At 65.0% G+C, this 26,251-nt stretch carries 22 protein-coding genes and 2 pseudogenes; 15 read left to right on the top strand and 9 right to left on the bottom strand.

The annotated features are described in order from the left end of the window. Positions 1-26: 26 nt before the first annotated feature. Positions 27-1,583: a L,D-transpeptidase family protein gene (locus HMPREF1316_RS04665; protein WP_021725835.1), complete on the bottom strand. Its 1,557-nt coding sequence runs from the start codon at positions 1,581-1,583 to the stop codon at positions 27-29. 101 nt (positions 1,584-1,684) lie between these two features. Here HMPREF1316_RS04665 and HMPREF1316_RS04660 point away from each other — a divergent pair, with 101 nt between their 5' ends. Further along, positions 1,685-2,515, top strand: coding sequence for a TrmH family RNA methyltransferase (locus HMPREF1316_RS04660; RefSeq protein ID WP_021725844.1), 831 nt, complete (start codon positions 1,685-1,687; stop codon positions 2,513-2,515). Between the two features lie 65 nt (positions 2,516-2,580). Here HMPREF1316_RS04660 and ftsH read toward each other — a convergent pair whose 3' ends face one another. After that, a complete protein-coding gene (ftsH, locus tag HMPREF1316_RS04655; protein WP_021725901.1) occupies positions 2,581-4,479 on the bottom strand; it encodes an ATP-dependent zinc metalloprotease FtsH in 1,899 nt (632 codons plus the stop codon). Positions 4,480-4,686: 207 nt separating this feature from the next. Between ftsH and HMPREF1316_RS04650 the strand changes: the two genes are divergently transcribed. The 7 genes from HMPREF1316_RS04650 to HMPREF1316_RS04620 all read left to right on the top strand — a co-directional run bounded on the left by HMPREF1316_RS04650 (position 4,687) and on the right by HMPREF1316_RS04620 (position 14,866). After that, positions 4,687-5,763, top strand: coding sequence for a hypothetical protein (locus tag HMPREF1316_RS04650; RefSeq protein ID WP_156901005.1), 1,077 nt, complete (start codon positions 4,687-4,689; stop codon positions 5,761-5,763). Positions 5,764-6,166: 403 nt separating this feature from the next. Continuing rightward, positions 6,167-8,974 carry an isoleucine--tRNA ligase gene (ileS, locus tag HMPREF1316_RS04645; protein WP_021725892.1) on the top strand — a complete coding sequence of 936 codons (2,808 nt, stop codon included), beginning with the start codon at positions 6,167-6,169 and terminating at the stop codon, positions 8,972-8,974. 125 nt (positions 8,975-9,099) lie between these two features. Continuing rightward, positions 9,100-9,591, top strand: coding sequence for a signal peptidase II (lspA, locus tag HMPREF1316_RS04640; protein WP_040651464.1), 492 nt, complete (start codon positions 9,100-9,102; stop codon positions 9,589-9,591). Next, complete coding sequence (locus HMPREF1316_RS04635; protein ID WP_084620856.1) at positions 9,585-10,619, top strand: RluA family pseudouridine synthase; 1,035 nt, start codon at positions 9,585-9,587, stop codon at positions 10,617-10,619. The genes lspA and HMPREF1316_RS04635 overlap by 7 nt, the downstream gene beginning before the upstream one ends. A gap of 20 nt (positions 10,620-10,639) precedes the next feature. After that, a complete protein-coding gene (locus tag HMPREF1316_RS04630; protein ID WP_021725854.1) occupies positions 10,640-11,929 on the top strand; it encodes a glycosyltransferase family 2 protein in 1,290 nt (429 codons plus the stop codon). A 160-nt stretch (positions 11,930-12,089) separates the two neighbouring features. Continuing rightward, positions 12,090-13,604, top strand: coding sequence for an IMP dehydrogenase (locus HMPREF1316_RS04625; protein WP_021725808.1), 1,515 nt, complete (start codon positions 12,090-12,092; stop codon positions 13,602-13,604). A gap of 170 nt (positions 13,605-13,774) precedes the next feature. Continuing rightward, positions 13,775-14,866 carry a 5-bromo-4-chloroindolyl phosphate hydrolysis family protein gene (locus HMPREF1316_RS04620; protein WP_021725791.1) on the top strand — a complete coding sequence of 364 codons (1,092 nt, stop codon included), beginning with the start codon at positions 13,775-13,777 and terminating at the stop codon, positions 14,864-14,866. Between the two features lie 19 nt (positions 14,867-14,885). Here HMPREF1316_RS04620 and HMPREF1316_RS04615 read toward each other — a convergent pair whose 3' ends face one another. The 4 genes and pseudogenes from HMPREF1316_RS04615 to HMPREF1316_RS14030 all read right to left on the bottom strand — a co-directional run bounded on the left by HMPREF1316_RS04615 (position 14,886) and on the right by HMPREF1316_RS14030 (position 18,831). Continuing rightward, positions 14,886-16,040 (bottom strand): toxic anion resistance protein, encoded by a 1,155-nt coding sequence (locus HMPREF1316_RS04615; protein WP_021725849.1) that lies wholly within the window; start codon positions 16,038-16,040, stop codon positions 14,886-14,888. Between the two features lie 64 nt (positions 16,041-16,104). Beyond that, positions 16,105-17,157, bottom strand: a pseudogene (locus HMPREF1316_RS14690) (FAD:protein FMN transferase). Beyond that, on the bottom strand, positions 17,154-18,365 hold the full coding sequence (locus HMPREF1316_RS13150) for a Gx transporter family protein (protein WP_021725833.1): 1,212 nt from the start codon (positions 18,363-18,365) through the stop codon (positions 17,154-17,156). Before HMPREF1316_RS13150 ends, HMPREF1316_RS14690 begins: the two are co-directional and overlap by 4 nt. Position 18,366: 1 nt before the next feature. Then, positions 18,367-18,831, bottom strand: a complete 465-nt coding sequence (locus HMPREF1316_RS14030) for a NusG domain II-containing protein (RefSeq protein ID WP_021725878.1) — start codon at positions 18,829-18,831, stop codon at positions 18,367-18,369. 24 nt (positions 18,832-18,855) lie between these two features. Between HMPREF1316_RS14030 and rsxC the strand changes: the two genes are divergently transcribed. The 7 genes and pseudogenes from rsxC to yedF all read left to right on the top strand — a co-directional run bounded on the left by rsxC (position 18,856) and on the right by yedF (position 24,323). Then, a complete protein-coding gene (rsxC, locus tag HMPREF1316_RS04595) occupies positions 18,856-20,091 on the top strand; it encodes an electron transport complex subunit RsxC (protein WP_021725929.1) in 1,236 nt (411 codons plus the stop codon). A 1-nt stretch (position 20,092) separates the two neighbouring features. Continuing rightward, positions 20,093-21,076 (top strand): RnfABCDGE type electron transport complex subunit D, encoded by a 984-nt coding sequence (locus HMPREF1316_RS04590; RefSeq protein ID WP_021725862.1) that lies wholly within the window; start codon positions 20,093-20,095, stop codon positions 21,074-21,076. Beyond that, on the top strand, positions 21,069-21,632 hold the full coding sequence (locus HMPREF1316_RS04585) for an FMN-binding protein (protein WP_021725810.1): 564 nt from the start codon (positions 21,069-21,071) through the stop codon (positions 21,630-21,632). The genes HMPREF1316_RS04590 and HMPREF1316_RS04585 overlap by 8 nt, the downstream gene beginning before the upstream one ends. Continuing rightward, on the top strand, positions 21,629-22,126 hold the full coding sequence (locus tag HMPREF1316_RS13650; RefSeq protein ID WP_021725894.1) for an Rnf-Nqr domain containing protein: 498 nt from the start codon (positions 21,629-21,631) through the stop codon (positions 22,124-22,126). Before HMPREF1316_RS04585 ends, HMPREF1316_RS13650 begins: the two co-directional genes overlap by 4 nt. Next, positions 22,126-22,716: pseudogene (locus tag HMPREF1316_RS04575) on the top strand (electron transport complex protein RnfA). Before HMPREF1316_RS13650 ends, HMPREF1316_RS04575 begins: the two are co-directional and overlap by 1 nt. A 9-nt stretch (positions 22,717-22,725) precedes the next feature. Further along, the gene (locus HMPREF1316_RS04570; RefSeq protein WP_021725941.1) at positions 22,726-23,556 is read left to right on the top strand and encodes an RnfABCDGE type electron transport complex subunit B; all 831 of its coding nucleotides are present in this window, start codon (positions 22,726-22,728) and stop codon (positions 23,554-23,556) included. 161 nt (positions 23,557-23,717) lie between these two features. Then, the gene (yedF, locus tag HMPREF1316_RS04565) at positions 23,718-24,323 is read left to right on the top strand and encodes a sulfurtransferase-like selenium metabolism protein YedF (RefSeq protein WP_021725820.1); all 606 of its coding nucleotides are present in this window, start codon (positions 23,718-23,720) and stop codon (positions 24,321-24,323) included. 155 nt (positions 24,324-24,478) lie between these two features. Here the strand turns inward: yedF and HMPREF1316_RS04560 are convergent, their stop codons facing one another. The 3 genes from HMPREF1316_RS04560 to HMPREF1316_RS13645 form a co-directional block, all read right to left on the bottom strand. After that, positions 24,479-24,883, bottom strand: a complete 405-nt coding sequence (locus HMPREF1316_RS04560; RefSeq protein WP_040651419.1) for a hypothetical protein — start codon at positions 24,881-24,883, stop codon at positions 24,479-24,481. Next, complete coding sequence (locus HMPREF1316_RS14390; protein WP_198009588.1) at positions 24,876-25,130, bottom strand: hypothetical protein; 255 nt, start codon at positions 25,128-25,130, stop codon at positions 24,876-24,878. Before HMPREF1316_RS14390 ends, HMPREF1316_RS04560 begins: the two co-directional genes overlap by 8 nt. Before the next feature lie 179 nt (positions 25,131-25,309). Beyond that, the gene (locus tag HMPREF1316_RS13645; RefSeq protein WP_021725768.1) at positions 25,310-26,119 is read right to left on the bottom strand and encodes a radical SAM protein; all 810 of its coding nucleotides are present in this window, start codon (positions 26,117-26,119) and stop codon (positions 25,310-25,312) included. Positions 26,120-26,251: the final 132 nt, after the last annotated feature.

Genomic DNA, 26,251 nt, shown 5'->3' with positions numbered 1-26,251 from the left:
GCAGGACCCTTCCCGTGCCCCTCGTGCTACTTGTGCACCACCACGACATCACCCACCTGCGCGAGGCCGTAGAGGGCTTTGGCCTTCTCGGAGGGAAGGTTGATGCAGCCGTGGCTTCCGTTGGACTGATAGATGGAGCCGCCGAACCTGCCGCGCCACCACGCGTCGTGGAAGGCCACCAGGTTGTCCACGAAGGGCAGCCAATAGGTGACGGGGGTCTTGTAATCCGGGTCGCCATCGTGATTCTCATCCAGGCCGATGAGCGTCTGGTTCATGGCCTTGTTGTTGATGAAGTAGACGCCCTCGGGGGTCCCATGGCCCCTGGTGGAGTTGCCCGAGACGATGTCCGTCTCCCACACGAGGCTGCCCGACTCGTCGTACATGCGGGCGTGCTGCTCGGCGAGGTCGACGTCGATATAGCGCTTGCCCCAGTCGGCGCCGCCGGGGTTGACCGTGGACGCCGTCTGTTTCCAGGGGATGTCTATCGATGCCGCCGTGCCCGCCTTGATGTTGGCGGAGATGCTCGAGGCCAGCTCGTTGCCGTTGACGTTCCAGCCATAGGTGCCACCGCTGACCGAGACCTGCTTGCCATAGGGGGTGGTGTACGTACGACTTGCGCCCACGCTGTCCTCCTTCTTGGAGAAGTCGTTCTGTGCCCAGTTGGCAACCTTGGTGTCATTGAGGGAGGGGGTCATGTCGTTGGCAAAGTCGATCCACTGGGAGATGAGGTCGGGGCCAACGGTATCGACCGTCGATCCGTTGGTGGTGAGGGTCTGGGTGGCTGCGAGCATGCCGTTCGCCGTCTGCTGGGCATTCGTGAGGACCTCGTCACCCGAGACGATGGCGGGCTTGACAAGGGACTCCTGACCCAGCTCGAGCGTCTCGGCATAGCCGGACAGGGCAGAGGAGATCTCAGCGAAGACGGCATCGGGGTCAACGGCGGTCCCATACTGCTCCGCCTGGATCTGGTAGGTCTGCGAGCCGGAATCATAGGCGAGCGTTGCACTCTTGGGCTGGGTGGCATTGGCGTTGACGCCCGCCACCGCCGAGGCGATGGCGCTCTTGAGCATGTCCGCATCAAAGGTGGGCGCGTAGTCTGCCTCGAGGTCCTCGGGCTGAAAGATGCTCACGGGCCACGCCCAGGCGGAGCGTTGGGCGAGTGCCGCCTTGAGCGAATCGTCATAGCTATAGACGAGGTTGATGTCCGCCCTCTTGATGCTCATGGCAACGCCATCCCCCGAGACGGTGAGGGTATAGCCTGCGCTGCTGGTGTTGTACTCCTGTGAGACGGCGGCAGGCGTCCTGAGGGACACGTCGCGGCCGTTTATGGTGGTTCCAGGCAGATAGATGTTCGACCATACCGCAACACCCACAAGATAGAGGGCGGCGATGATGCCGAGCGCGATGGCCCACCCCTTGGCGGTGCGATGGCGCTTTTCCCCCTTGCCCTCCGGATCGATGGGAGGCGTCTCTGCGGACTCGGTGGGGGTACGGAAATGTGCAGCACCATGCCTGACAGTCTCGGTCCGTCCGATGACATCGAATGGCTGCTGCAGGTCGTCGTGTTGTGGTGTGTCAGCCAAGGGTCTGTCCCCATTCACTCTCAAGCTTTTGTTATGCCCTGTTTCAGTAGCTTATTATTTTAGCCAGTAAGCCGTCTGTGACGGTGTCAAGGGGGTGTTTTATGGCAATTTCACGTATCGAACGTGCAAGCGACGAGCGCGTTGCCCATTACGATGCCTTCAGCGATCGCAAGCTGCGCTGCTTGGGCGATCCCCCTGCCGCGACCATGATCCTTGAGAGCCTCAATGTCATAGAGGCCGCGGTGGGACAGGGCGTCGTCCTGCGCTCCGTGTTGGTGGACGAGCGCCACCTCGAGACGCTGCTCGAGCGTATCCCCGTGCTTGCCACGGACGGGACGCCCGTCTATGTGGCCAACCGTGCGACGCTGAGCGCCATCTCGGGCTTCCGTGTGTCCCGCGGGTACTTTGCCGAGGCCCAGCGCTCCCGTCCGCATGACTTCTGGCAGCTTGCCCCTGGCGCGCGCCGTCTCGTGGTGCTTGAGGCGCTCACGGACGTCACCAACGTTGGGGCCCTGTTCCGCTCCGCGTCCGCCCTGGGTGCCGATGGCGTGGTGCTGGCACCGATGTGCGCGGACCCCCTCAATCGCAGGTCCATCCGCGTTTCCATGGGAACGGTCTTTCAGGTTCCATGGTGTGTTGCGCCGACGCCATGGCCCGCGGTCGCACTGGACGCCCTCGGGCAGTGGGGTTACCTGCGTGCTGGCATGGCCCTCGTGGACGGGGCGCTCAAGCTCGATGACCCCACGCTCAAGAGGCATGAGCGGCTTGCGCTGCTTTTCGGTGGCGAGGGGTGGGGCCTCTCGGCGAAGGCTCTGGCCGCCTGCGACTGCCCTGTGGCGATACCCATGGCGCATGGCGTGGACTCCCTCAACGTCGCTGCCTCGTCCGCCGTGGCACTGTGGGAGCTCTTCGCGCGCGGGGATGTCCGGTGAGTGAGCACAGGGGGCCACAGCCATGATGCTGCGCCGGTGCCCGTGCCGGGTCATGGGCACCGGCGCTAGGTGGCGGGTGCGGGGATGACGGGCGCAAATCCATCGTCGCGCTTGAGGATGCGCATGAACTCCTCGCCCGTTATGGTCTCCTTCTTCTGGAGGTAGTGGGCGATCTCGTGCAGCTTGAAGCGGTTGTCGCGCAGCGTCCTGAGGGCCGTCTCATGGCCCTCCTCCACAAGCGCCTTGACTTCCTCGTCCACATCGCGCGCGGTGCCCTCGGAGCAGGTGAGTTCGGTGTCGCCGCCCAGGTAGCGGTTGCGCTGCTCGCCCAGCGCCATCATGCCGTACTTCTCGGACATGCCCAGCTGGGTGACCATGGCATGGGCGATCTTGGTCGCCTTCTCGATGTCGTTGGCGGCGCCGGAGGTTATCTGGCCGAATATGAGCTCCTCTGCCGCCCGTCCGCCGCAGAGCACCGCAATCTGCTGCTTGTACTCCTCGCGCGTGGTGAGGTAGCGCTCGCTCTCCTCGGTCTGCATGGTGAAGCCCAGGGCTCCCGAGGTACGCGGCACGATCGTGATCTTGGAGACGGGCATGTGGCCGTCCTGCACGGCGGCGACGATGGCGTGGCCGGTCTCGTGGTAGGCCACGACCTCCTTCTCGTGCTCGGAGAGCACGGCGGACTTCTTCTTTTCGCCGGCGATGACCACATCCACGGACTCCTCGATGTCCGTTTGGGTCACACAGGCACGCCCCATGCGCACGGCGCGTAGGGCCGCCTCGTTTATCATGTTGGCGAGGTCGGCGCCTGAGGCACCAGGGGTCTGGCGGGCGACGACGCCAAAGTCCACGCCGGGCTCCATCCTCACATCGTTCGCGTGCAGCTTGAGAATGGCCTCACGACCTGCGAGGTCGGGAAGCTCCACGGGGATGCGACGGTCGAAGCGGCCGGGACGCAGGAGTGCCGGGTCGAGGGAGTCGGGCCGGTTCGTGGCGGCCAAAACCACGATGCCCTTGTGGTTGTCAAAGCCGTCCATCTCGGCGAGCAGCTGGTTTAAGGTCTGCTCGCGCTCGTCGTTGGTGTTGAGGCCCGTGTCGCGCCTCTTGCCGACGGTGTCTATCTCGTCGATGAACACGATGCAGGGGGCCTTCTCCTTGGCCTGCTTGAAGAGGTCGCGCACCTTGGCGGCACCACGGCCCACGAACATCTCCACGAACTCGGAGCCCGAGATGGAGAAGAAGGGGACCTTGGCCTCGCCGGCGACGGCCTTGGCCATGAGGGTCTTGCCCGTGCCCGGGGGACCTACGAGCAGGGCTCCCCTGGGACAGCGGGCGCCGATGGCATTGTACTTGTCGGGATGCTCGAGGAAGCTCACGATCTCCTCGAGCGACTCCTTGGCCTCATCCTGGCCTGCCACATCACTGAACGTGATGCCGGTCTCCTCGCCCTTGACCTCCTTGGCGCCGGAGCGTCCCAGGCCGCCCGAGCCGAAGCCCAGGCCACCACCAAAGTTCATGGAGGGGGTGTCATCGCCCATGGCCTTCTTGAGCCTGCGATTGAGCAGCCAGCCGCCACCGAAGATGAGGATGAGGGGCAGGAGGTTGATGAGCAGGTAGAGCCACAAGTTGGAGCTCTGATCGGGAATCTCGGCGTTCATCTCGACGTTGTGGGCCTCGAGCCTCCTCACCAGGTCGGTATCGTTGGGCCAGGCGGTGGTGCGGAACTCCTGCGAATCCGCCCCCTCTCCCGTGGTGTAGGTGAGCTGGCTGTTGCTGGTGTCCAGGTGCACCTGCCTGACCCTGTTGTTGTTGATGTCGTCCACCAGCTGGCTGTAGCTCACGTCCTTGATCTGCGTTGCCATGATGCTTGGGTAGGCATAGGCACGCAGGGCGATGAGAGTGACGATGGCAATGATGACGTACATGATCATCGATTGGTGCTTCTTGCGGTTATCCATCTCCATGACGGAGGCTCCTCTTCTGTCGACGTGACGACACCCGCCACGCTGCAATGCCACTAAGATACCCCACCTAGAACGATTCTTTACATGATGAATCGGAGTCACGCGTCTTCTATCATCACCGTCCACCACGTTTTCCACAGGGTGCCTCATTTGTATTAGAATGTGGACACGTCCCAATATTCTTGTTACCCAACGCAAGGAGGATTCATGGCAGACGAGACCCCTCAGACCCCAGGAGCACCTGGCGGCGTATCCCAGCCCCAGCAGCGCCAACCTCAACCACCCCAGGCCCCACGGGGCGTCCCCCAGGCGGGGGCACCGGTGCCGCCGGGAGCGCCCCAGCAGCCGGCGGCGCAGGGCCCGACGGCAGCGCCGGGGCAGCCGTCGACGGCGGTGCCCGCCGGGGCGCAGGGAGGCGCTGCAGCCCCTGCGCCGTACCCGCCGACCGCAGGCGCACAGCCTGGTGCGGCCCCAGGTGGCCCCGTGGGGCCGACGGAGGCGGCCACGCCCAAGAAGCCGCTTTCCAAGCAGACCATCCTCATCATCGTGGCTGTCGTCGTCGCCATCGTCTGCCTGGTCGTGGGAGGCTACGTGGGCGCCTCGAGGGAGAACGGTCGCATCCGCAACCTGAGCGATAGCGACCTCAAGAGCGAGTTTGGCTATGTGCGCCAGGAGAACATCCCCTCCAGCGACAGCTCGACCAAGGGCAAGACGAACTCGAAGAGGAACTCCGACAGCGGCTCCACGGGCACCGAGCTCACGGGCGAGGTGTCCTCCGATTGGCAGGACTGCGAATTCTCCATCGACGACCACAAGTTCAGGCTCGGCGAGTCCACGCTGGGCGATCTCATGAGCCAGGCGGGCTGGGAGTTCGAGAACGCCAGCTATGACGACGGCTATGTCGTCAACCCCGACCAGACGCTGACGGGTATCACCCTCAAGCACGACGACTACGGCTACCTCTACATCGGAATCGCCGTCACGAACGACAGCGAGGACCAGATGGACATCAAGGACTGCAAGCTCTCGGCCTTCAGCGTGACGTACAGCGCCAGCGCGAAGAAGGCGCCGACGGTCATCATCGCGGGCGGCGTCACCCTGGGGCAGACGGGCTACGACGATGCCAAGGCGGCCATCTCGGATGCCCCCTCGAACGAGTCCAACAGCGGTAACTACCAGACCATGACCTTTGACTCCCGCGACCACACCACGAGCCTCAACCTTGGCTTCTATGACAGCAACAGCTATGCCCTCTCGAGCATTACGATGACCAAGCGCATCTAGTCGTCCTTGTCCGCTGCCACACGACGGTGCCACGGCCCCCACGGAGCGTCCTCCGTGGGGGCCGTGTGTGAACAATTGGGGGCGCGCGCACCGGGCCTCGACGCGCGTGCTATGATGCCAACTCGAAGCGAGGAAGGGGAGAGTACCTCGGGGAGCACGCCTCACAGAGAGCGGGAAGGCTGAGAGACCGCAGGCGCGTCCGGGCGAAGATCACCCCAGAGCCGCGACCCCAAAGCGCCTCGCGCGCAAGTAGGCGTCGCCGGAGTGGCCGCCGAGACAGGCCAGCCGAGTTGCGGCCTTGGCCGCGTGCTGGGTGGTCACAAGCGAAGCATGCAACCGTGCGCTTCGTCCCAGCAGAGAGGGACGGGCGCATGTTTTTGTGCCCATGAAAGGACGGGAACGCGTGGCGAACAGGTATAAGGACACGACGAATCTCCCCAGGACGAAGTTCCCCATGCGGGCGAACCTTGCGGCCAACGAGCCCAAGCGCCTCGCCCAGTGGGAGGAGAACCACGTCTACGAGCAGATGCTCGCCAAGAACGAGGGGCACGAGAGGTTCGTGCTGCACGACGGCCCCCCGTACGCCAATGGCCCCATCCATCTGGGGCATGCTCAGAACAAGATCTCCAAGGACATCATCAACCGCTACTGGTCCATGCGTGGCTTCCAGACGCCCTACGTGCCCGGCTGGGACTGCCATGGCCAGCCCATCGAGCACAAGGTGGAGGAGGATCTGGGCACCGAGAGGTTCAATCAGCTCCCCACCGTCAAGATTCGCGAGATCTGCAACAGGGTGGCCGTCGAGCAGGTGGACACGCAGCGCTCGGGCTTCAAGCGCCTGGGCGTGCTGGGCGAGTGGGACAATCCCTACCTCACCTACACGCACGACTACGACGCCACCGACATCGAGATCTTCAAGGCCATCTTCGACAGGGGCGCCATCTACCGCGGTCGCAAGCCCGTGCACTGGTGCAGCCACTGCCATACGGCGCTCTCCGAGGCGGAGATCGAGTACGCCGACGAGGTCAGCCCCGCCATCTTCGTCCGCTTCGAGATGGCCACCGTACCCGAGGGCCTCGAGGCCTTCAAGGGTAGGCTCTGGGTGGACATCTGGACCACCACGCCGTGGACCCTGCCCGCCGACGATGCCGTCATCCTGCATCCCGAGGCGGACTATGTGGCCGTCGTCGTCGACGGCCGTGCGGAGATCATGGCCGAGGCGCTTGTGGAGACGTGCTGTGCCAAGTTTGGCTACGAGCGCTACGAGCTGGCCCGAGACGCCAGCGGTGCCATCTGGCGCACGAGCGGCGCCGAGCTGGCGCACAATCGCTACCGGCAGCCCATCTTCGGCGATGCGGGCGAGACGGGCGAGTTCATCTATGCGGACTACGTCACGCTCGACGATGGCACCGGCATCGTGCACAGCGCCCCTGGCCACGGCGTGGATGACTACATCGCCGGCATGAGGTTCGACATCCCCGTGATCATGCCCGTGGACGATGACGGCCGCTTCTACCGGGGCGAGGGCATCGGCACAGGTGGTCCCTGGGGTGGCATGGAGGTCAGCGAGGCCAACCCCGAGATCATCGAGTGGCTCCGGGAGCGCGGCACGCTCATCCTGTACGAGGACATCACGCACAGCTATCCGCACTGCTGGCGGTGCAAGAACCCCGTCATCTTCCGCGCCACGAACCAGTGGTTCGTCTCCATGGACAGGACGGGGCTCAGGCGGCAGGCGCTCGAGGCCCTCGCGCACGTGGACTTCTATCCCGCCCACGCCATCAAGCGCATCGGCTCCATGGTCGAGCAGCGCCCTGACTGGTGCATCTCGCGCCAGCGCAACTGGGGCGTGCCCATCCCGGCCTACACCTGCCAGGACTGCGGTGGGACGGTCATGAGCGACGAGACGCTCGACAAGGTCATCGAGCTCTTCCGGCAGAAGGGTTCCGATGCGTGGTTCACGGACGATCCCGCCAGCTACCTGGGCGACGCCTGTGTGTGCCCCTCCTGCGGCAGCCACAACCTCAAGGCCAACGGCGACATCCTGGACGTGTGGTGGGACTCCGGCGTCTCACATACCGCCGTGTGCAGGCATCGCGACTACCTCAAGTTCCCAGCTGACATGTACCTTGAGGGGTCCGACCAGCACCGCGGCTGGTTCATGAGCGCCCTTATGACGTCCGTGGGCGCCTATGGCGTCGCCCCCTACAGGTCCGTGGTGTCCCAGGGCTTCACGCTCGACGGCAAGGGTCGCAAGATGTCCAAGTCGCTCGGCAACGTCATCGATCCCAACGAGGTCTGTGCCGAACGCGGTGCCGACATCCTGCGCCTGTGGGTGGCCTCGGTGGACACCTCCACTGACGTCCCCTGTGACGAGGACATCCTCGCCCATGTGGGCGATGCCTATCGCAAGATCCGCAACACCTTCCGCTTCCTCTTGGGTGAACTGGAGGGCGAGTTCGACCTCGCCACCGATGGCCTGCCCGCAGGCGAGCTCGAGCCACTCGACCGGCTGGCCGTGGCCCGCATGAGCCAGGTGCACGACGAGGTGAGCCGTGCCTATGAGGGTTACCGCTTCAACGTGGTGTACCGCACGCTGTACGACTACATCATCACCGAGCTCTCCAACGACTACCTCAATGCCACCAAGGACCGTGCCTACTGCGAGGGCAAGGGCTCCACGGCGCGCAGGAGCGTGCAGACCGCCTGGTCTTACATCCTCAAGATGCTGGTGCACGACTTCCAGCCCATCTTGGCCTACACCTGCGACGAGGTCATGGCCTACCTGCCACGGTCCCTGCGAGACGGCCAGACCCATGCGGCCCTGCTCGACTGGTTCGAGGCACCCTTGGCTCCCGAGGGATACGAGCCGCTTCTGGCTACCTACAGGGCGCTTGGCGAGGCGCGCTCCGCCTTCACCAAGGCCTACGACGCGGCCCTCGCGAACGGTGTGGTCACGGAGAAGACCACCCAGGCGACGCACGCGGAGCTGACGCTGCCGCATGGGGCGTTTGCGCTGCTGACCGGCGGGGGGGCGCCCGACCTGGCGGAGGCCTTCGTGTGTTCCGACGTCTGCGCGCACGAGGGCGACGAGCTTGCCTGTGAGGTGCTGCCCGCCGAGGGCGACAAGTGCCCACGCTGCTGGAACTGGCGCAAGCTGGGCGCAGATGGCCTGTGTGCGCGCTGCCACGATGTGGTGGAGAGCCTGTAGGGAACGCCCGTCTGTAGTAGCCTGGTACCTGCGAGCTATGGGAACCGTCCCGCCTGCGCGGGACGGTTCCCCTCCGTGAGGGAGGCGAGTTGGGAACGAGCAGAGGTACTATGGCGTCGCGGCCCATGCGCATGCGTGGCTTCGGGCTCGCTGCCGTCCTGGCGGTGGCGCTCGACCAGCTCTCAAAGGCCTGGGTGCGCGACAACCTGCCGCTCGGACGTCACACGGGCCTCATACCGCATCTGCTTGGCCTCGTCCACGTGCGCAACACCGGGGCGGCCTTCAGCATGGGGGAGGGCGCCGGCCTGGTGTTCGTGGCGGTGGCGCTGGTGGTCACTATCATCTGTACCGTCATCGTGTGGCGCCGCTGGCTGCCGCTCACGCTCGTCGTGCCCTTGGGCTGCATCGTGGGCGGGGGCATCGGCAACATGATCGACCGCCTCGGCCAGGGGTTCGTGACGGACTTCCTGTCCCTCGACTTCGTCAGCTTTCCCATCTTCAATGTGGCCGACTGCTTCGTGACCGTGGGCATCGTCGTGGCCTTCGTCGTCTGGCTCATGTGGGATGCCCGCCATCAGCTCAAGGGGGCGCCCACCCGGAGGGGCACGGCATCGTGACGCGTATCCTTGAGCTTCTTGTAGGACCCGAGGGGGAGGGGTCGCGCCTCGACGCCTTCCTTGCCGCCCAGGAGGGCATGCCCTCGCGCTCTGCCTGTACCCGGCTGGTGGAGGCGGGTGCCGTCACCATCAACGGCACGGACGCCACGTCAAAGTCCGAGCGCGTCGTTCTCGGCGATCGCATACGTGCGAGCATCGAGGAGCCAGAGCCTGCGGCACCTGGCGCCCTCGTCCCCAACCATGCGATCCCCCTGGACATCCGCTATGAGGACGATCGCCTCATCGTGCTTTCCAAGCAGGCGGGGCTCGTGTGCCATCCCAGCCCCGGCCATGTGGATGACACGCTGGCCAACGCCCTCGTCGCGCACTGTGGCTACGACCATCTGGGCACCCTCCAGGGAGACGACCGACCGGGCATCGTGCATCGGCTCGACCGGGACACCTCGGGCCTCATGGTGGCGGCCAAGGACGACGAGATGCAGCGCGCGCTGCAGGATCTCATCCGCCTGCGCGTGCTCGACCGGCGCTACGTGGTGCTGGTGCATGGCTATGTGGCACCGGACCAGGGGACCATCACCACGGGCATCGCCCGCTCCCCGCGCGACCGCCTGCGCATGACCGTCTCCGACGACCCCTTGGCGCGCGAGGCCATCACCACGTTCACCACGCTGGAGCGCTTTGAGGCAGGCCGCTATGATGAGGGGTACAGCCTGCTCGAATGCCACCTCTACACCGGACGCACGCACCAGATTCGTGTGCACATGCGCCACATCGGCCACCAGGTGGTGGGCGACCAGCCCTATGGGCGCGGGGACGCCCGGCGCAACCGTGGGCTCGTCCGACAGTTCCTGCACTCGTGGCGCATCGCCTTCGACCATCCCGCCACCGGCGAGCCGATCGTGCGGGCTGACGTGCTCCCCCCTGACCTACTCGATATACTGAAGGGGCTTGGAGACAGCTCCATGGGACGTACCGAGGCGGGCGTACGCATCTGTCCACAGCTTGGCGTCGATGGCCCCACGGCGTAGTCGGCAGGGAAGGAGTCCTCGTGGACTTGCAAAGGCTCGGCATCACACCCATCGTCATCTTCAATGGCATCGTGTGGCTCTTCTTCACCCTGGCCTACTTCTACCAGCTCGTCTACATCATCCGCGTGTCGGTGCGCGGTACGGTCGTGCTGCCCAAGGCGAAGAGGGATCACAGCTATGCCTTCGTGATCGCCGCGCACAACGAGGAGCCCGTCATTGGCAACCTCGTGCGTTCCATTCTCACGCAAAAGTACGACGGCCTCGCCGACTGCTTCGTGGTGGCGGATGCCTGCACCGACGCAACGGCCGAGGAGGCACGCAAGGCGGGGGCCATCACCTGGGAACGCAACGACCTCGCCCGCAAGGGCAAGAGCTGGGTCTTGGACTATGCCTTCGACCGCATCCTCAACGAGTACGGCGACCGCTACGAGGCGTTCTTCGTCATGGACGCCGACAACATCATCGCGCCCAACTACGTGGAGATCATGAACCGGGCCTTCGATGCCGGCTATCTGGTGTGTACGAGCTACCGCAACTCCAAGAACTTCGACTCCAGCTGGATCAGCTCCGCCTATGCGACATGGTTCCTGCGCGAGGCCAAGTTCCTCAACAACGCCCGCATGATGCTTGGTACGAGCTGTGCCATCTCCGGCTCGGGATGGCTCGTGTCGGCGAGCATCATCCGCGGCATGCACGGATGGCGATTCCATACCCTCACGGAGGACATCCAGTTCTCCACGTTCTGCTGCTCGCACGGCATCCAGATCGGCTACGCCCCGGCGGAGTTCTTCGACGAGCAGCCCGTCACCTTCAAGGCGTCCTGGACGCAGCGCATGCGCTGGACCAAGGGTTTCTACCAGGTGTTCTTCTCATACAACCACAATCTGCTCCACGGCATCCGCAAGGGGAACTTCTCCTCGTACGACATGCTCATGACGGTGGCGCCCGGCATGATCCTCACGCTGCTCTCGTTCTTCGTCAACGCCGCCTACCTCATCATCGGCTCGCTCAGCCATGGCTTCATCGCCACCAATGCCGAACTCGCCATGTGCATCGGGTCGCTGCTCATGACGTTTGGCTCCATATACGTCGTGTTCCTCATCCTGGCGGTCATCACCACCGTGAGCGAGCGGAAGCACATCCACGCCAAGAGGCGCTGGCGCATCGTCACCAACCTCTTCACGTTCCCGATCTTCATGATGACCTACATCCCCATCACGGTTGCGGCCCTGTTCAAGAAGGTCGAGTGGGTGCCCACGAAGCATGACATCGCCGTCAACTTCGACGATGTCATGAGTGAGGACGTCTGACGTCGGCGCCCCCTCGAGGCCGTCGGTGCGGCCTCGCCTCGTGAGCGGCGGCAGGGCTTCAGGGGGAGGAGACGGCGGCTTCCCGTGGCATGCCCCAGTGATGCTACAATCGCCTACAGTTTATGGCTGCGGGTATCAGCGTCTACAGAGGGAGCGTTCCATGGCACATTTCTTCGAGGGAGAGTCCCACACCTTTTCCGAGTATCTGTTGGTGCCGGGCTATTCCTCACATGAGAACGTGCCTCAGGGCGTCTCGCTCAAGACGCCGCTCGTCAAGTTCAGGCGTGGCGAGCACTCTGCCCTCACCATGAACATCCCTCTGACATCCGCCGTCATGCAGGCGGTCTCCGGTCCGCGCCTTGCCATCGCACTTGCGCAGGAGGGCGGCATCTCCTTCATCTACCAGTCCCAGGCCCCCGAACAGGAGGCCAAGATGGTGCGCGAGGTCAAGTCGTACAAGGCGGGCTTCGTGGTCTCCGACTCCACCCTGACGCCGAGCATGACCCTGGCCGACGTGCTCGAGCTGCGCAATCGCACGGGCCATTCCACGATGCCCGTCACGGAGGACGGCAGTGCGCATGGCCTGTTCTGCGGCATCGTCACGAGTCGTGACTATCGCGTCTCCCGCGACGACCCCAGCAAGAGGGTCTGCGAGTTCATGACCCCTGCCCAGCAGTGCATCACGGCGCAGGAGGGCACCACCCTCAAGGCCGCCAACGACATCATCTGGGACCATAAGCTCAACCAGCTGCCCATCGTCGATGGGGAAGGCAGGCTCGTGTCGCTCGTGTTCCGCAAGGACTACGACTCGCACAAGAGCCTGCCGAACGAGCTGCTCGACGAGCACAAGAGCTACATCGTCGGCGCGGGCATCAACACGCGCGACTATGCCGAGCGCGTGCCCCTGCTCGTCGAGGCTGGTGCGGACGTGCTCTGCATCGACTCCTCCGAGGGCTTCAGCGAATGGGAGAAGCTCACGCTCGACTGGATTCGTGAGCACTATGGCAATACCGTCAAGGTGGGCGCGGGCAACATCGTGGATGCCGAGGGCTTCCGCTACCTGGCGGAGGCGGGTGCCGACTTCGTGAAGGTGGGCATCGGCGGTGGTTCCATCTGCATCACGCGCGAGCAGAAGGGCATCGGCCGCGGTCAGGCCTCGGCGCTCATCGACGTGTGCCGCGCTCGCGACGAGTACTTCGAGGAGGCGGGCGTCTACGTGCCCGTGTGCTCTGATGGCGGCATCGTGTACGACTACCACATGACGCTCGCCTTGGCCATGGGTGCCGACTTCCTCATGCTGGGCCGCTACTTCGCCCGCTTCGACGAGAGCCCGACGCGCCGCCTCAACGTCAATGGCTCCTACGTGAAGGAGTACTGGGGCGAGGGCTCGGCGCGCGCGCGCAACTGGGCCCGCTACGACCTCGGCGGTGACAAGAGGCTCTCCTTCGTGGAAGGCGTGGACTCCTACGTGCCCTACGCCGGCCCACTCAAGGAGAACGTGGAGGGGTCACTCACCAAGGTGCGCTCCACGATGTGCAACTGCGGCGCGCTTGATCTCTGCGAGCTGCGTGAGAAGGCCAAGATCACGCTCGTCTCCGCCACCTCGCTCGTGGAGGGTGGCGCGCACGACGTCATCCTCAAGGAATCCGACTCCAGCACCAACTTCAGGTCGTAGGGAGCTGATCGCACCCATCGTGCGCCCGTGCCCCGCCCCGAAAGGCAAGGTGGGCGGCACGTCCTGGCGAGGCGCTCCCATGGGGTGTGGGGGAAGGCCCCTGCCCTGCGCTACTGCTAGAATCAGATGCCAGGCGAGGGGACGTGCACGGACTCTTCCAGGGAGTGACGATGGGCGACAAGGACATGCGCGATCTACAGCAGCAGGGCAGCGAGCTCGTGCGGCAGGTGAGCCAGGCGGTCTCGAAGATAGACTTCGAGGGCACCGCCCATTCGCTGGGCCAGGCGGCTCGTGGGGTTGCCCGGCAGCTGGGGCTCATGGGACCTGCGCCCTCGCCCTACATCGTCTGCGACAGGAGCACCGGTGCCGTCGTGAGGATGGTCACGGGCGTCCTGCTGCTGTCCACGTTGGTTCCCGCTCTGGGGATTCCTGCCATCGTCCTTCTGGCTCTTGGCCGTGCGGTGTTGTCGATCGTGTTCGGGCTCGTCAGCATCGTCCTTGCCATCGGCGCCGTGATGCTCATATGCCAGGGGGTGCAGCGTCGCCGCATGACGAAGGCCCTCTCGCGCGCGGCCGCTGCCTTGGGCGAGCGCCAGATGGTCACCCTCACGGATCTTGCCACCCTCACGTCCACGCCCGTCGAGCGCCTGAGACCCCTTGTCCGTGGGGCCATCGAGCGTGGGCTCATTCCGCGCGGCCACCTTGACACCCCCTTGGGTACCGAGACGCTCTATCTGACAGATGCCCCGTGGGAGGCGGATTGTGCGGCTCGCGATGCCTCCCTGCGTCAGGCTGCCGAACGCGCCTCATGGGAACAGACGCTCTCAACGGAGGCCCACGAGGTGATGGATGCCTGCTCGGCCTTCGTCTCGCGCGTGCATGCGGCCGTGCCCAGGCTGGGCGAGGGGCAGGTCTACCTCCTGCTCGACGGTGTCGCCACCAAGGTCTCGAACCTTTCCGACTTCGTCGCGCGCCACCCTGAGGTGGCCCCGCAGCTGCGCCATGCCGTCACATACTATCTGCCTACCGCCACGCAGCTGGTGGATGCCTACGTGGAGATCGAGGGACGCGCGTCGAGCCCCCAGTCCGAGGCCACCAAGGCCGAGCTGCGGCAGGCGTTCACCCAGTTCGATGCGGCCCTCAGCAAGCTCTCGGAGGAGCTCATCCGCCAGCAGGCATGGGACCTCGAGGGCGACCTGAAGGTCATGAGCACCATGCTCGCGCAGGACGGCCTGACGGAGGACGGGGGCATACGGGCATAGGGTGCCTGGTCGTGGTGGGCTAGGAGGCCTGCGACGCCTCCAGCAGCTTCGCCTTGAGCTCGCCCTCGATCTTGGTGAGCTCGGCCTCGGCCTGGCGACGCCTCTCGCGGCCCTCGGACTGCACGCGTGCGACCTCGTCGAGCGTGGAGATGAGCTGCTCGTTGGTGTGGCGGAGCGTCTCGATGTCCACCACGCCGCGCTCGGCCTCGCGGGCAGACTCCACTGTCGCCACCTTGAGCTGGTCGGCGTTCCTCTTGAGGAGCTGGTTGGTCATGTCCGCCACCTCGCGCTGCGCGCGGGCCGCCTGCGTCGCGTGCTCGATGCCCAGGGCGATGACCATCTGGTTCTTCCAGAGCGGGATGGTGTTGACCACGGTGGACTGGATCTTCTCGGCCATCACGGCGTCGGAGCTCTGGACCAGGCGAATCTGCGGGGCCGTCTGCAGGGCCACCTGGCGGGTGAGCTCCAGGTCGAAGACGCGCTTCTCGAAGCGGTCGCACTTCTGGGCGAGATCGCGGGCGGCCTGTGCGTCCTCGGCGAGCCCCGACTCCCGAGCCTTGGCCTGCAGGGTGGCAAGCTCGCCCGTGCGCACCTGCTCCAGCTTCTCCTTGCCGGCCACCACGTACATGGTGAGCTCCTTGAAGTAGGCCTCGTTGAGGGCGTAGAGCTGGTCGAGCAGGGCTATGTCCTTGATGAGGGTGCGTTGGTGCCCCTCGAGAACCTCGGCGATGGCGCGCACGTTCTTCTCCACCTCGCTGTAGCGGGCCTTGAGCGCGTCCAGGCTGCCCTTGGCCTTGCGGAAGAGGCTGCGGATGCCCTTGGCCTCCTCCTGGTCGGGACTGAAGTTCTTGAGCGTGACGATGAGGGAGGTGACGTCGTCACCCACCTCGCCGAGGTCGCGTCCCCGTACTCCGGAGAGGGCACGCTCGGAGAACTCGGAGACCTTGCGCTGCGACCCCACGCCGTAGGCGAGGACGCCCGCGGTGTCGCTCACGTCGATCTTCTCGACGAAGGCGGAGACCTGCTCGCGCTCCTGGGACGTGAGCGTCGCAGCCGCGTCGGTGGGGGCGGGCTCGGTGATGGGGGAGGGCTCGGGTGCCTGGGGGGCAAGATCCCCAAACTCGAGCTGTGGTTCGGGCGCTTCCATCCCAAGGTCCTGCATGCCGTCTGCCATGGTTCCTCCCACCGTGGTCGGGTGCACATACAAGGGAATTCTAGCGCAGGTTCGCGACTGGTCATCACTCGTTCCGCGTGCGGCTGCCCACCAGCCCGAAGTCGCTCGCCCCGGTCGTGCGGATGTCGCCCCCGCCGGTGACGAGGAGCCCCTGGACACCGTGGTACTCGAGGTAGGCGAGGGCATCGGGTACGGGGAGCATGAAGAGGGGCTTGGTGAGCCCGTCGCCATCGAGGGAGCGCTCGGAGAGGATGGTCGCCCCCACCACGTCACCGCGTACGGGGTAGCCCGTCCTGGGGTCGAGGATGTGCCAGTAGGTGATGCCGGCCCGCTCGAAGCAACGCTCGTAGAGGCCACTCGTGACCACGGACGCATCGCTGCGGGAGACCTCGGCGACGATCCCCTCGCCGGCGTCTGTCGCAGGGTCCTGGACGCCAATCGTTCAGGGACTGCCGTCGGGCCTGCCACCCATGACCATGACGTTACCGCCCAGGTTCACGAAGGCGCTCGTGACGCCTGCCTCACGCAGCTGTGCGATGAGGGCATCGGCGATGTAGCCCTTGGCGATGCCGCCGAGATCCAACCTGGCGTCGGCATCGAGGAGGGTCACCAGGTTCCCCTCCACCTGGACCTTGGTGTAGTCCACGTGGGGGAGCGCCGCCTCTATCTGGGCGGGGTCCGGCACGATGCCCCCCTTGAAGTCCCAAAGCTCGCTCACGCTGCCGATCGTGATGTCAAAGAGTCCGTCCGACTCCCGGCAGTAGCCCAGCGCCAGGCGGATGAGCTCCGCCGTCCTGGGATCGACCTCCACGGAGGTGCCGGCTGTGGCGTTGATGCGCCCCACGTCACTCCCGTCTATGGTACGCGAGAGGAGCCGCTCGAAGGTCCGGCAGAGCTCGACCACCCCGTCGAGCACGTCCTGGGTCATCACGCCACGCAGGGTGCAGGCCGTATCGAAGCAGAAGGTCGTGGTCTGCAGCTCCTGGGGCGCGCCCGGGGTGGCCAGGCCCCCCGCGCAAGCGGGGAGGCTGGCCGCGAAGGGGAGTAGGGCCAGGGACCGCAGGAACGCGCGTCGGGAGCAGACGCGCGGGGCACGCTCGCCGTCATGGCTGGTCATCCGAGGGCACCTCCATCCGTACGCGAGGCCGTCAGCGGCGGCGCGCCGTTGGCATGCAGGTAGGCGCGGGCGACGCGGGAGGCGACCTCCCGCTGCCAGAACGTGCACGACAGCATGCGCGCCCCCCGGTCGGCACAGCAGGAGACCAAATCATCGGCGAGCAGGGGGGCGAGGCCCGTGGCGATGGAGAGCGCCAGGAGCGGCCCCTCGAGATCGAAGCCCAACCTGTCGAGGGGTGAGAGGGCCCACCGCACGGTGGGGACGAGATCCTCCAGGCCAACATGCGAGGCGAATGCGACGTTCGCGAGCGTGATGGCAAGGATGCGCAGCGTCATGGCAGCGGCCTGCGCCAGGCCATCGCTCGTGACGAGGACGGGCCCCAGGGAGGCCAGCACCAGGCCGGAGCTCACCGTGGCAACCTGCAGGGCAGAGGTGAGCAACGCCAGGAGGAGCAGGGGGACGAGGCCTCGCGCCGCCAGGCGCGGCCGTACGCGGGCGACCAGGCAGGCCACGAGAGTGGCGCCGGTGGCCGCAAGGAGCAGGGGGAGTGACCCGAGGCGCACGAGAGCGACGGCATAGGCGACAAGCAGGGCGAGGCGTGCGCCCGCATGCCGGGCGGGTGCGGCGCCCGTCGCCAGGGCGACATGGCGCTCGGGGGGCCGCAAGGCCGAGGACGCCGGTCTGGCACCAGGCTCCGTCATGTCCCCGAGTGCCTCGAGGACCCAACCGGCCAGGATGCCCGTCAGCCCCCCGGTGAGCGCACCCACCACCAACAGCGGCGGTGCACCATACCACACGAGGGACGTCCCCAGCAGCCACCAGGCCACGCAGAGCTGTCCCAGCTCGTGGAGGATGCCACCGACGACCGAGGTCATGGCGGGATGCAGCGTCCGCAGGCGGGAGAGCGGGGCCATGCCTCCCAGGGCGAGGAGCGACCCCAGGGCGGAGTAGGCAATCATGAGAGGGTTGCCAAAGAGGAGTCCCACGGCAAGCACCTTCACCACGCACACGCACAGGGTCGCCCGCGCCCCCAACTCATAGAGGGCCACGAGGATGGCGATGTTGGCGAGGCCCAGCTTGACACCGGGGATGGGCAGGGGGACGAAGGACTCGAGGTACCCCAGGACGAGCGCGAGGGCGACGAGGGCACCCACGCGCTCCCAGGGAAGCGTATGGTCCGTGACCTCCCTCTGTCGGTGCCTTCCCATGTCAGCGGGCCGTCACATCCACGTCGGAGGCCTGTCTCTCGTCCTTCCAGCCCACGGCGTCGACGTCGGCCTGCGTGCCGTCCTGTGCCGTGTCCTCGCCTCGCGCGGGCACGACCTCGACCCACAGCTGGTGGGGAAGGCAGATGAGCTGCTGGCCGGTCTCGCTGATGGGGGTCTGTCGCAGGCACGAGCCGTGGGGGCAGTCCGCGTCCGTCATGCGTGCGGCACCGTCTGCGACCATGATGGTATTGGATCCGAGGGACGAGGTGACCTCCAGCGTGGTGGGCGTGTCCAAGGGGAGCCGCCAGACGTGTCCGTCCGCATCATGCACGACGGCGACGGGGGCGCTTCCCGTGGGGAGGCGAGCCTGGCCCCCCGCGACGAGGGAACCCACGAGCAGGGCCGTCACGGCGATGCCGACCACGAACGTGGCCCAGTAGGTCCTAACGACATGGACTGCCCTCACGATGGATACCCCCCCTGTGGTGGGATGGCGCGCTCGTCGGTCGTGCTCCCCATGCAGCAGCATGTGGGCTCCCAGTGCGAGCCCCTCGTCAAGCGCAGGGCGCACGTCGACGTGGGCACCCGCGTCGGCCACTCCCAGGCGCGCACCACGGCCGACATCTTCTCGCCGGTCTCCGGCACCGTGATGGAGGTCCGCGACGCCTTCTACGCCAACGGCAGGGCGGACAAGGTGGTGGTGATCGAGCCGGACGGCGGGCAGACCGTCGATGCGTCCGTGCGCAGGCCCCAGGTGACGGACTATGCCAGCCTCGTCGAGGCGCTCAAGCACAGCGGCATCGTCGGCCTGGGCGGTGCGGGGTTCCCCACCGCCCTCAAGATGGACGCCGACTTCGCCAACATCGACCTCTGGCTCGTCAACGCCGCCGAGTGCGAGCCCTTCATCTCGAGCGACTTTCGCGAGATGCTCGAGCACCCCCACGACATCCTCCTGGGCATCCAGACCTGTCTCGACCTCTCGGGCGTTCCCCGCGCGCTCATCTGCATCGAGGACGACAAGCCCGAGGCCATCGAGCTCCTGCGGCGGCTCTGCGCGGACAGGCCCCAGATCGACGTCCACGTGCTGCCCTCCCGCTACCCACAGGGGGCCAGTCGCGTGCTGGTGCGCACGGTCACGGGCCGTGCCGTGCCGCGCGGTGGCCATCTCACCGACGTGGGCGTCATGCTCTTCAACGTGACGACCATGTCGGCCATCGGCGGGTTCCTCCAGACGGGCATGCCCCTCATACGGAGGCGCATCACGGTGACGGGCGATGCCGTCGCGCGCCCCCAGAACCTCGAGGTGTGCATCGGTGCGCCCATCCGCGAGGTGCTCGCGCACTGTGGCATCGCACGCGAGCCCACGAAGGTCATCATCGGTGGACCCATGATGGGCAAGGCCCAGGTGAACCTCGATGCCCCCATCGTGCGCCAGGAGAGCGGCCTTCTGGCCTTCGGCGACCACACGCCCACGAGCGCCCGTACGACCGCCTGCATCCGCTGCGGGACCTGCATCAACTCGTGCCCCATGATGCTCTCGCCCATGGAGATACAGCGGGCCTATCGGTGCAGGGACGTGGCCGCCCTCGACGCCCTCATGGTGGACCTCTGCGTGGAGTGCGGTACCTGCTCCTATGTGTGCCCCTCCCACCAGCCGCTCACCCCCTCCGTGGGGCTCGCCCGCAGGATGCTCAAGGCGGAGCGTCGCAGGGAAGGGAGGGGCTGACATGTCGAGGGAACCCAACGTAACGCTCTCGCTGGGGCCGGCACCCCAGCTCGTGACGCCCGTCACCACGCGCACCATCATGCGGAACGTCCTCATCGCCCTGGCACCCTGCCTCGTGGCGTCCCTCGTCCTCTTCGGCCTCGATGCCCTGCGCGTCACGGCGACCTCCGTCGTCGCGTGCGTGCTCCTCGAGTGGCTGTGGTGCCGTCTCAGGAAGGTCCCGAGCACCGTGGGCGACCTCTCGGCCGCGGTCACGGGTGTCCTTCTGGCCTTCAACATACCGGCGGGCATGCCCACCTACATGGTCGTGGTCGGTGCCTTCGTGGCCATCATCCTCACCAAGGAGCTCTTCGGAGGCATCGGCTGCAACTTCGCCAACCCAGCCATCATGGGGCGCATCGTGCTGTCCATAGCCTTCCCCGCGGCCATGACCACCTGGGTGGTCCCGCGCGTCACGCTCTCCTCCGTCGACGCGGTGAGCTCGGCCACCATGCTCGCCCCCTCGGCGACCAGGATCCCCCTCTGGGACATGTTCGTGGGCACCGAGATGGGCACCCTCGGAGAGACGAGCGCCCTGGCCATCCTGGTGGGACTCGCCTACCTCCTGGCCACCCACACCATCATCTGGCATATCCCCGTCGTCTACGTGGGCCTCGTCTTCGTCCTCTCGGCCCTCATGGGGTTGGACGCCCCGGCCCAGGTGCTCTCGGGCGGCCTCATGCTGGGCGCCGTCTTCATGGCGCCGGACTATCCCACTGCCACGATCACGCCCCAGGGCAAGGTGGCCTATGCCATCGGCCTCGCCCTCATCACCTGCCTCATCCGCTTCTGGGGCAACATGAACGAGGGCTGCGCCTACGCGATCCTCTTCATGAACCTCCTCGCCCCCTACATCAACGAGCTCACGGTGGACACGCCCCTCGGCGGCACCAGGCCCAGCCTGCGCGTGCGGCTGCGGGACCGGGGAGGTGAGACCCATGAGTAGGCCACGGGAGGGGGCGATCCTCCCCCTCGTCCTCAAGGCGGGCCGGCCTGTCTTCGTGCTCGTTGCCATCTGTCTCGTGGCGAGCGTGCTGCTCGCCCTCGTCAATGCCCTGACGGCCCCTGTCATCGCCGATGCGGCGCGGGAGCGCGCCCAGGCCACCTACCGCTCTCTCATGCCCGACGCTGCGCGCTTCGAGGAGGTCCCCTGCGAGGTCGAGGGCGTCACCACGGCGCTGCGCGCGCTCGATGCGACGGGCGCGCCCATCGGCTATGTGGTGGTGGCCGAGGCTCAGGGCTATGGCGGGGAGCTTCCCATCGCCGTCTCCTTCTTCCTCGATGGCAGCGTCGGGAGCATCGTTGCCATGGACAACGAGGAGACGCCGGGCTTGGGCAAGCGGGTCGCAGAGCCCGACTTCTCCGACCAGTTCGTGGGACGTCCCGCCGAGGAGGTCGCCCTCGCGGACGTTGACACCATCAGTGGGGCGACTATCTCCTCGAAGGCATACGTCCTGGCGTTCAACCGGGCGATCGAGGCATACCAGGAGGTGCAGGGATGAGCGAGAGGAACGAGGGGGCCAAAGACGGGCGGACACCGGCCCTGTCAGGGGTGTTCTCCCAGGGGATCCTCAAGGACAACCCCGTCCTGCGCCAGATGCTCGGGCTCTGTTCGACGCTGGCCATCACCACGGCGGTCACGAACGGCATCGGCATGGGGGCGGCCACCACCTTCGTGCTCGTGTGCTCCGGGGTCGTGGTGTCGCTCCTCAGGCGGGTGATCCCCACCACGGTGCGCCTGCCGGCCTACATCACCATCGTCGCGAGCTTCGTCACCCTCTCCGTCGTGATGGCGGCCTCCATCTGGCTGGAGCAGGCCCGGCAGCGCCGGGCGGGCCTGGCCGCCCGTCCGTCCCGCACGGCGGAGGAGGTCTGCGCGTCATGCGGCCTGGGCTGCACGACGGCTGGCAGCGAGTGCGTCGGGCCTGACGTGGGGGCCTCCCTCGTGCGGGCCGAGGGAGCGCTCGCCGGAAGTGGGGAGGGGGGCGAGGCCTGATGGCGACCTACGCGGCGATTCTCTTCGGCATGATCCTCTCGGACAACCTCGTGCTCGCGAAGTTCATGGGCATGTGCCCCTTCCTGGGCGTCTCGAAGCGGCTTGACTCCGCCGTGGGCATGGGGGCGGCCGTCACGCTGGTGATGGTCGTCGCCATGTCGGTCACCTGGCCCATCTAGCAGCTCCTGGACCTCTGGGGCATCGGATACCTGCAGACCATCGCCTTCATCCTCGTCATCGCCATCCTCGTGCAGCTGCTGGAGATGGCCATCCGCAAGCAGTTCCCGCCGCTCTACACGTCGCTCGGTGTGTACCTGCCGCTCATCACCACCAACTGCGCCGTCTTGGGCGTCACCATCCTTGCCATCGAGGACGGCTACACCTACCTGGAGTCGCTCGTGGCGGCGCTCGGCGGGGGGCTGGGGTTCCTCTTTGCCATGGTCCTCTTCTGTGGCGTGCGGCGGCGGGTGGAGGAGGCCGACCCTCCCGAGGCCTTCAAGGGCATGCCCATCACACTCATGGCCGCCGCCATCGTGGCGATGGCCTTCATGGGCTTCGCGGGCGTCATCGAGAACCTCTTCGGCGTCTAGGGGGAGGGCATGCAGACGATCATCCACTCCGTCCTCCTCATCGTCGTCATCGGTCTCGTGGGCGGCGTCATCCTCGTGATAGGGTCCAGGCTCTTCTCCGTGGAGGTGGACTCGCGGCTGTGGCACGTCATAGACATGCTGCCCGGCCTTAACTGTGGCTCGTGCGGCAACCCGGGCTGTGCGGGCTACGCCAGCGCCATCCTCGCGGGCGCCCCCTGCGACCTCTGCGGGCCGGGAGGGGAGGCCACGGCCAACGCCATCGCGCTCTACCTCGGCAGGGATCCCGGTCACACCACGGTGAGGAAGGCCGTCGTCACCTGCAACGGCGCCGCCGACCGCCTGCGCTCTGTGGAGGCCTACGAGGGCGACCCCAGCTGCCGCGTCTTCGACCTCATGGGGTACATGACGGAGTCGTGCACCTATGGCTGCCTGGGGCTCGGCGACTGCGTGGCGTCGTGTCCCTTCGACGCCATCCGCATCAACGGGAACCACGTCGCCGCGATCGACGTCGGGCGCTGCACGGCCTGTGGAATCTGCGTGGACGTATGCCCGCGCCATGTCATCGCCATTCACGAGCGCTCGCAGACGGACAGTTCCTCCGTCGTCCTGTGCCGCAACACCATGATGGGCAAGCGCGCCCAGGAGGCCTGTGCCAACGCCTGCATCGGCTGCGGACGCTGCGTGGGGGCCTGCCCCGAGGGATGCATCACGGTCATGGACCACGTCGCCCGGATCAACGACGCATGCTGCACGGGCTGTGGCAGCTGCATCGAGGTGTGCCCCGCGAAGGCCATCCGTCCCATCGACCTCTCGCGCCGGGAGAAGGGGGCTCTCGTCTAGGTCCCGCGTGCCCCGCAGCTCCGCTGGCCGACCGCAAACAGCGAAAACGGGGCCGTTCGTAAGTGTTAACAATGGCTGTGCCGCATCTGCACTAAGGTACAAGTCACATGTGAATGTCAGAGGAGGGGAACGGCCACATCCAAGCCGGAGATGGAGGAGCCATGCAAGTCGATGCACGCGATCTTTTCAACCCCAAGCCGGTCATCATGGCACTCGAGGCGCTGTCGGAGCTCAGGGAGGGCGAGACGCTCGCCGTCTCCGTCAATGATGGCATGGCGGTGGAGAGCCTGGTGAGGCTTGCCGACGAGCAGCACTGCAAGTTCATGCGCGAAGACGAGGGCGACTACACGGTGGTCACGCTTGCCCCCACGGAGCCCATCGTCACGAACAAGCCCATCGAGCGGGCCGTTGCCCTCATGGATGTGATCGATCAGCAGCCGACGGTCATCATTGGGTCGGAGGCCGTCGGTTGTGGCGACAAGGAGCTCGGCCGCATTCTCATGGGCGAGATCATCTACGACATGGCCTTGCAGGAGGTGGCACCACAGGAGCTCGTCTTCGTCAACAGCGGTGTCAAGCTCACCACCACGGGTAGCGACATCATCGACCAGCTCAAGATGATCGAGGCGCTGGGGGCGGACATCCACTCCGAGGCCGTGAGCCTTGACGGATATGGCCTGACGGAGCAGGTGGAGGTCGGTGACATCATCCAGCCGTACAACATCGCGCAGATCCTCGTGAGCCGCACCAACGTCGTCATGCTGTAGGGTCGGTACCATCGTATCGGTTGTTCACGAGACGGCGGTCTCCCCTACCTTGGTCGGGCGTGTGTATGACAAAAGCGTGCGTCTCAGTGCCAGTTCTGTCGCTGAGACGCACGCTTGGCTAGGGGTGGCGTCGTGGGATGTGATATGGTCGGAAGTTAGCGCGGGGTGTCCTCACCCTCTTCCTGTGCAGCGAGGGTGATTCTACTAGCCTGGTAGGCTCCCTGCTCATCCTTATATCTGAAGAAATCAATCGCGATTGTGTCGCCGACTACCACGTCATCCAGCTTATCCTCTATCCCCCAGGCAGCCACGTCGAAGAGTACGGTGTCACCCACCCCGAAGTCTTCCTCGGAACTCATACTCGTCTCTTCCACGTGCACTGTGACGAGACCCCTCTCCTGATCGATCGAGAGGACTGTCCCCCTGCACTCGTAGAGCACCCACACGTTGCCTCCCACCAACCCTTTGTCGGGGGGCTGCTCATAGAGGGTGTAGGCTACCAGCCCCAGAGCGGCGAGGGCAACCGATAGCAACACGATCCACTTGAGTGCGCTACGCATAGACAAAAGCCCCGTAGGTCGTACTGTAGTCCGATGGAACGTATGAGAGGTACATTACTGAATCATACCATCCATCAGCGACTACAAGGGTATTGATGGCTTGGCCGGTTGCCTTCTTGGTGGCGATTGCATAGCCTTGTGCACACATCGAGTGTCCTATGGGGCTTCCGTAGAAAATGGCTGATACTATGCTGTTCCGGCCTGCAGCAACCTGTTGCTTGAAGTCTTCGAAGGATGGCTTGGACACGGTCTGCCCTGTCACAAGTGTGCCCTTGTTTTGGGCATATAGCTGAAAACCAGGGGCGATGTGTCGTCTGATGACACATCGAGCTGAATTCCTAGTCCAAAATGCCATCAGATGTACACTCGTATACCCGTACGTTAGGTCGTTGATCAAGATGAATGTAACTTATCTAGCATGCGGTTCTATCCGATAAGGAGCCTTAGGACTACACAGGAGATCAACAAGATCGCCAAGCCTCGGATGCAATCTTCAAGGATTCTCCTTGGAGTTTCCTGACAGAGATTGTAGCGTTTGGTTGCTGCAGCTATTGCATAGTAACCGTCGCTCTTCATGATTGGTGCAAGATTCGTAATCATCGTGAGCAAAACAAAATCTGATGCGCCCCCAAGTCTGAGCTTTCCCAAGCAAACTATGAGCAAGAGTGCTGCATTAGCAGCATTGCCAGCGAGATATACGGCCATACGTTTGTAGGTAGGTAGTAAATAGCTATCTGATGTGTCTACATAGAATGTGGGAAAAATAACACTCATGGAGTCTTTCAGGAAGCATCCTACGATATCTGTGGGTATTCCTTTGTTCCAAGCGAGATCGATGAGCGTTTTGATGCTATTTAGGTCGACGTATTTGCAATGGAATTCGTCATAGCTAAACGATATATATTTGATTCGCTGACTATTCCTGGTAAGAAACGAGCTTGCTTTTTTTGGGTCTCTTCCCCAAAAGCCATTTGTTTTGAGTGATATTCTCATAGGGCGGCCGAAGTCGTAGTCACACACAGCTTGTACGAGATCTGGATGCATCATTGGCTCACCACCTGTGATACCAACATATGTGATCGACCTTACCTCTTTTATCTGACTGAGCACTGCCGTGAGTTCTTGATGCGTAAGAGTGTGATGTTGCTCCTGAAGCTCCGGCTTACCAGCGCAACACATCTTGCATCGTGCGTTGCAGTCATCGGTTAGCACGAGTCCCACGCTATCGAATACCATTTTCAAGCCACCTCTTTTTCAATAAGAGAATTACAAGAATGTTGAGTACTGCGATCCCAAGGGCATAGGCAAGACAGAGGGGGATATGAGGCATCTCGTTTGCCGTGAAGGTCGAGAGATCGGTGATATTCC

Origin of the sequence: Olsenella profusa F0195, assembly GCF_000468755.1 — a bacterium.
In the GTDB taxonomy this organism is placed as follows: Bacteria; Actinomycetota; Coriobacteriia; order Coriobacteriales; family Atopobiaceae; genus Olsenella_F; species Olsenella_F profusa.
Note: the sequence above shows the minus strand (reverse complement) of the source record. Positions and strands in the feature narration are given on the sequence as shown.

Bases quoted from the DNA above. Each gene is read 5' to 3' on its own strand.
- HMPREF1316_RS04560 (WP_040651419.1), bottom strand. From the start codon at position 24,883: ATGCGTAGCGCACTCAAGTGGATCGTGTTGCTATCGGTTGCCCTCGCC.
- HMPREF1316_RS13650 (WP_021725894.1), top strand. From the start codon at position 21,629: ATGAGCGAGAGGAACGAGGGGGCCAAAGACGGGCGGACACCGGCCCTG.
- lspA (WP_040651464.1), top strand. From the start codon at position 9,100: ATGCGCATGCGTGGCTTCGGGCTCGCTGCCGTCCTGGCGGTGGCGCTC.
- HMPREF1316_RS04620 (WP_021725791.1), top strand. From the start codon at position 13,775: ATGGGCGACAAGGACATGCGCGATCTACAGCAGCAGGGCAGCGAGCTC.
- HMPREF1316_RS13150 (WP_021725833.1), bottom strand. From the start codon at position 18,365: ATGGGAAGGCACCGACAGAGGGAGGTCACGGACCATACGCTTCCCTGG.
- ftsH (WP_021725901.1), bottom strand. From the start codon at position 4,479: ATGGAGATGGATAACCGCAAGAAGCACCAATCGATGATCATGTACGTC.
- yedF (WP_021725820.1), top strand. From the start codon at position 23,718: ATGCAAGTCGATGCACGCGATCTTTTCAACCCCAAGCCGGTCATCATG.
- rsxC (WP_021725929.1), top strand. From the start codon at position 18,856: ATGGCGCGCTCGTCGGTCGTGCTCCCCATGCAGCAGCATGTGGGCTCC.
- HMPREF1316_RS04615 (WP_021725849.1), bottom strand. From the start codon at position 16,040: ATGGCAGACGGCATGCAGGACCTTGGGATGGAAGCGCCCGAACCACAG.
- HMPREF1316_RS04650 (WP_156901005.1), top strand. From the start codon at position 4,687: ATGGCAGACGAGACCCCTCAGACCCCAGGAGCACCTGGCGGCGTATCC.
- HMPREF1316_RS04590 (WP_021725862.1), top strand. From the start codon at position 20,093: ATGTCGAGGGAACCCAACGTAACGCTCTCGCTGGGGCCGGCACCCCAG.
- HMPREF1316_RS04625 (WP_021725808.1), top strand. From the start codon at position 12,090: ATGGCACATTTCTTCGAGGGAGAGTCCCACACCTTTTCCGAGTATCTG.
- HMPREF1316_RS04570 (WP_021725941.1), top strand. From the start codon at position 22,726: ATGCAGACGATCATCCACTCCGTCCTCCTCATCGTCGTCATCGGTCTC.
- HMPREF1316_RS04585 (WP_021725810.1), top strand. From the start codon at position 21,069: ATGAGTAGGCCACGGGAGGGGGCGATCCTCCCCCTCGTCCTCAAGGCG.
- HMPREF1316_RS04660 (WP_021725844.1), top strand. From the start codon at position 1,685: ATGGCAATTTCACGTATCGAACGTGCAAGCGACGAGCGCGTTGCCCAT.
- HMPREF1316_RS13645 (WP_021725768.1), bottom strand. From the start codon at position 26,119: ATGGTATTCGATAGCGTGGGACTCGTGCTAACCGATGACTGCAACGCA.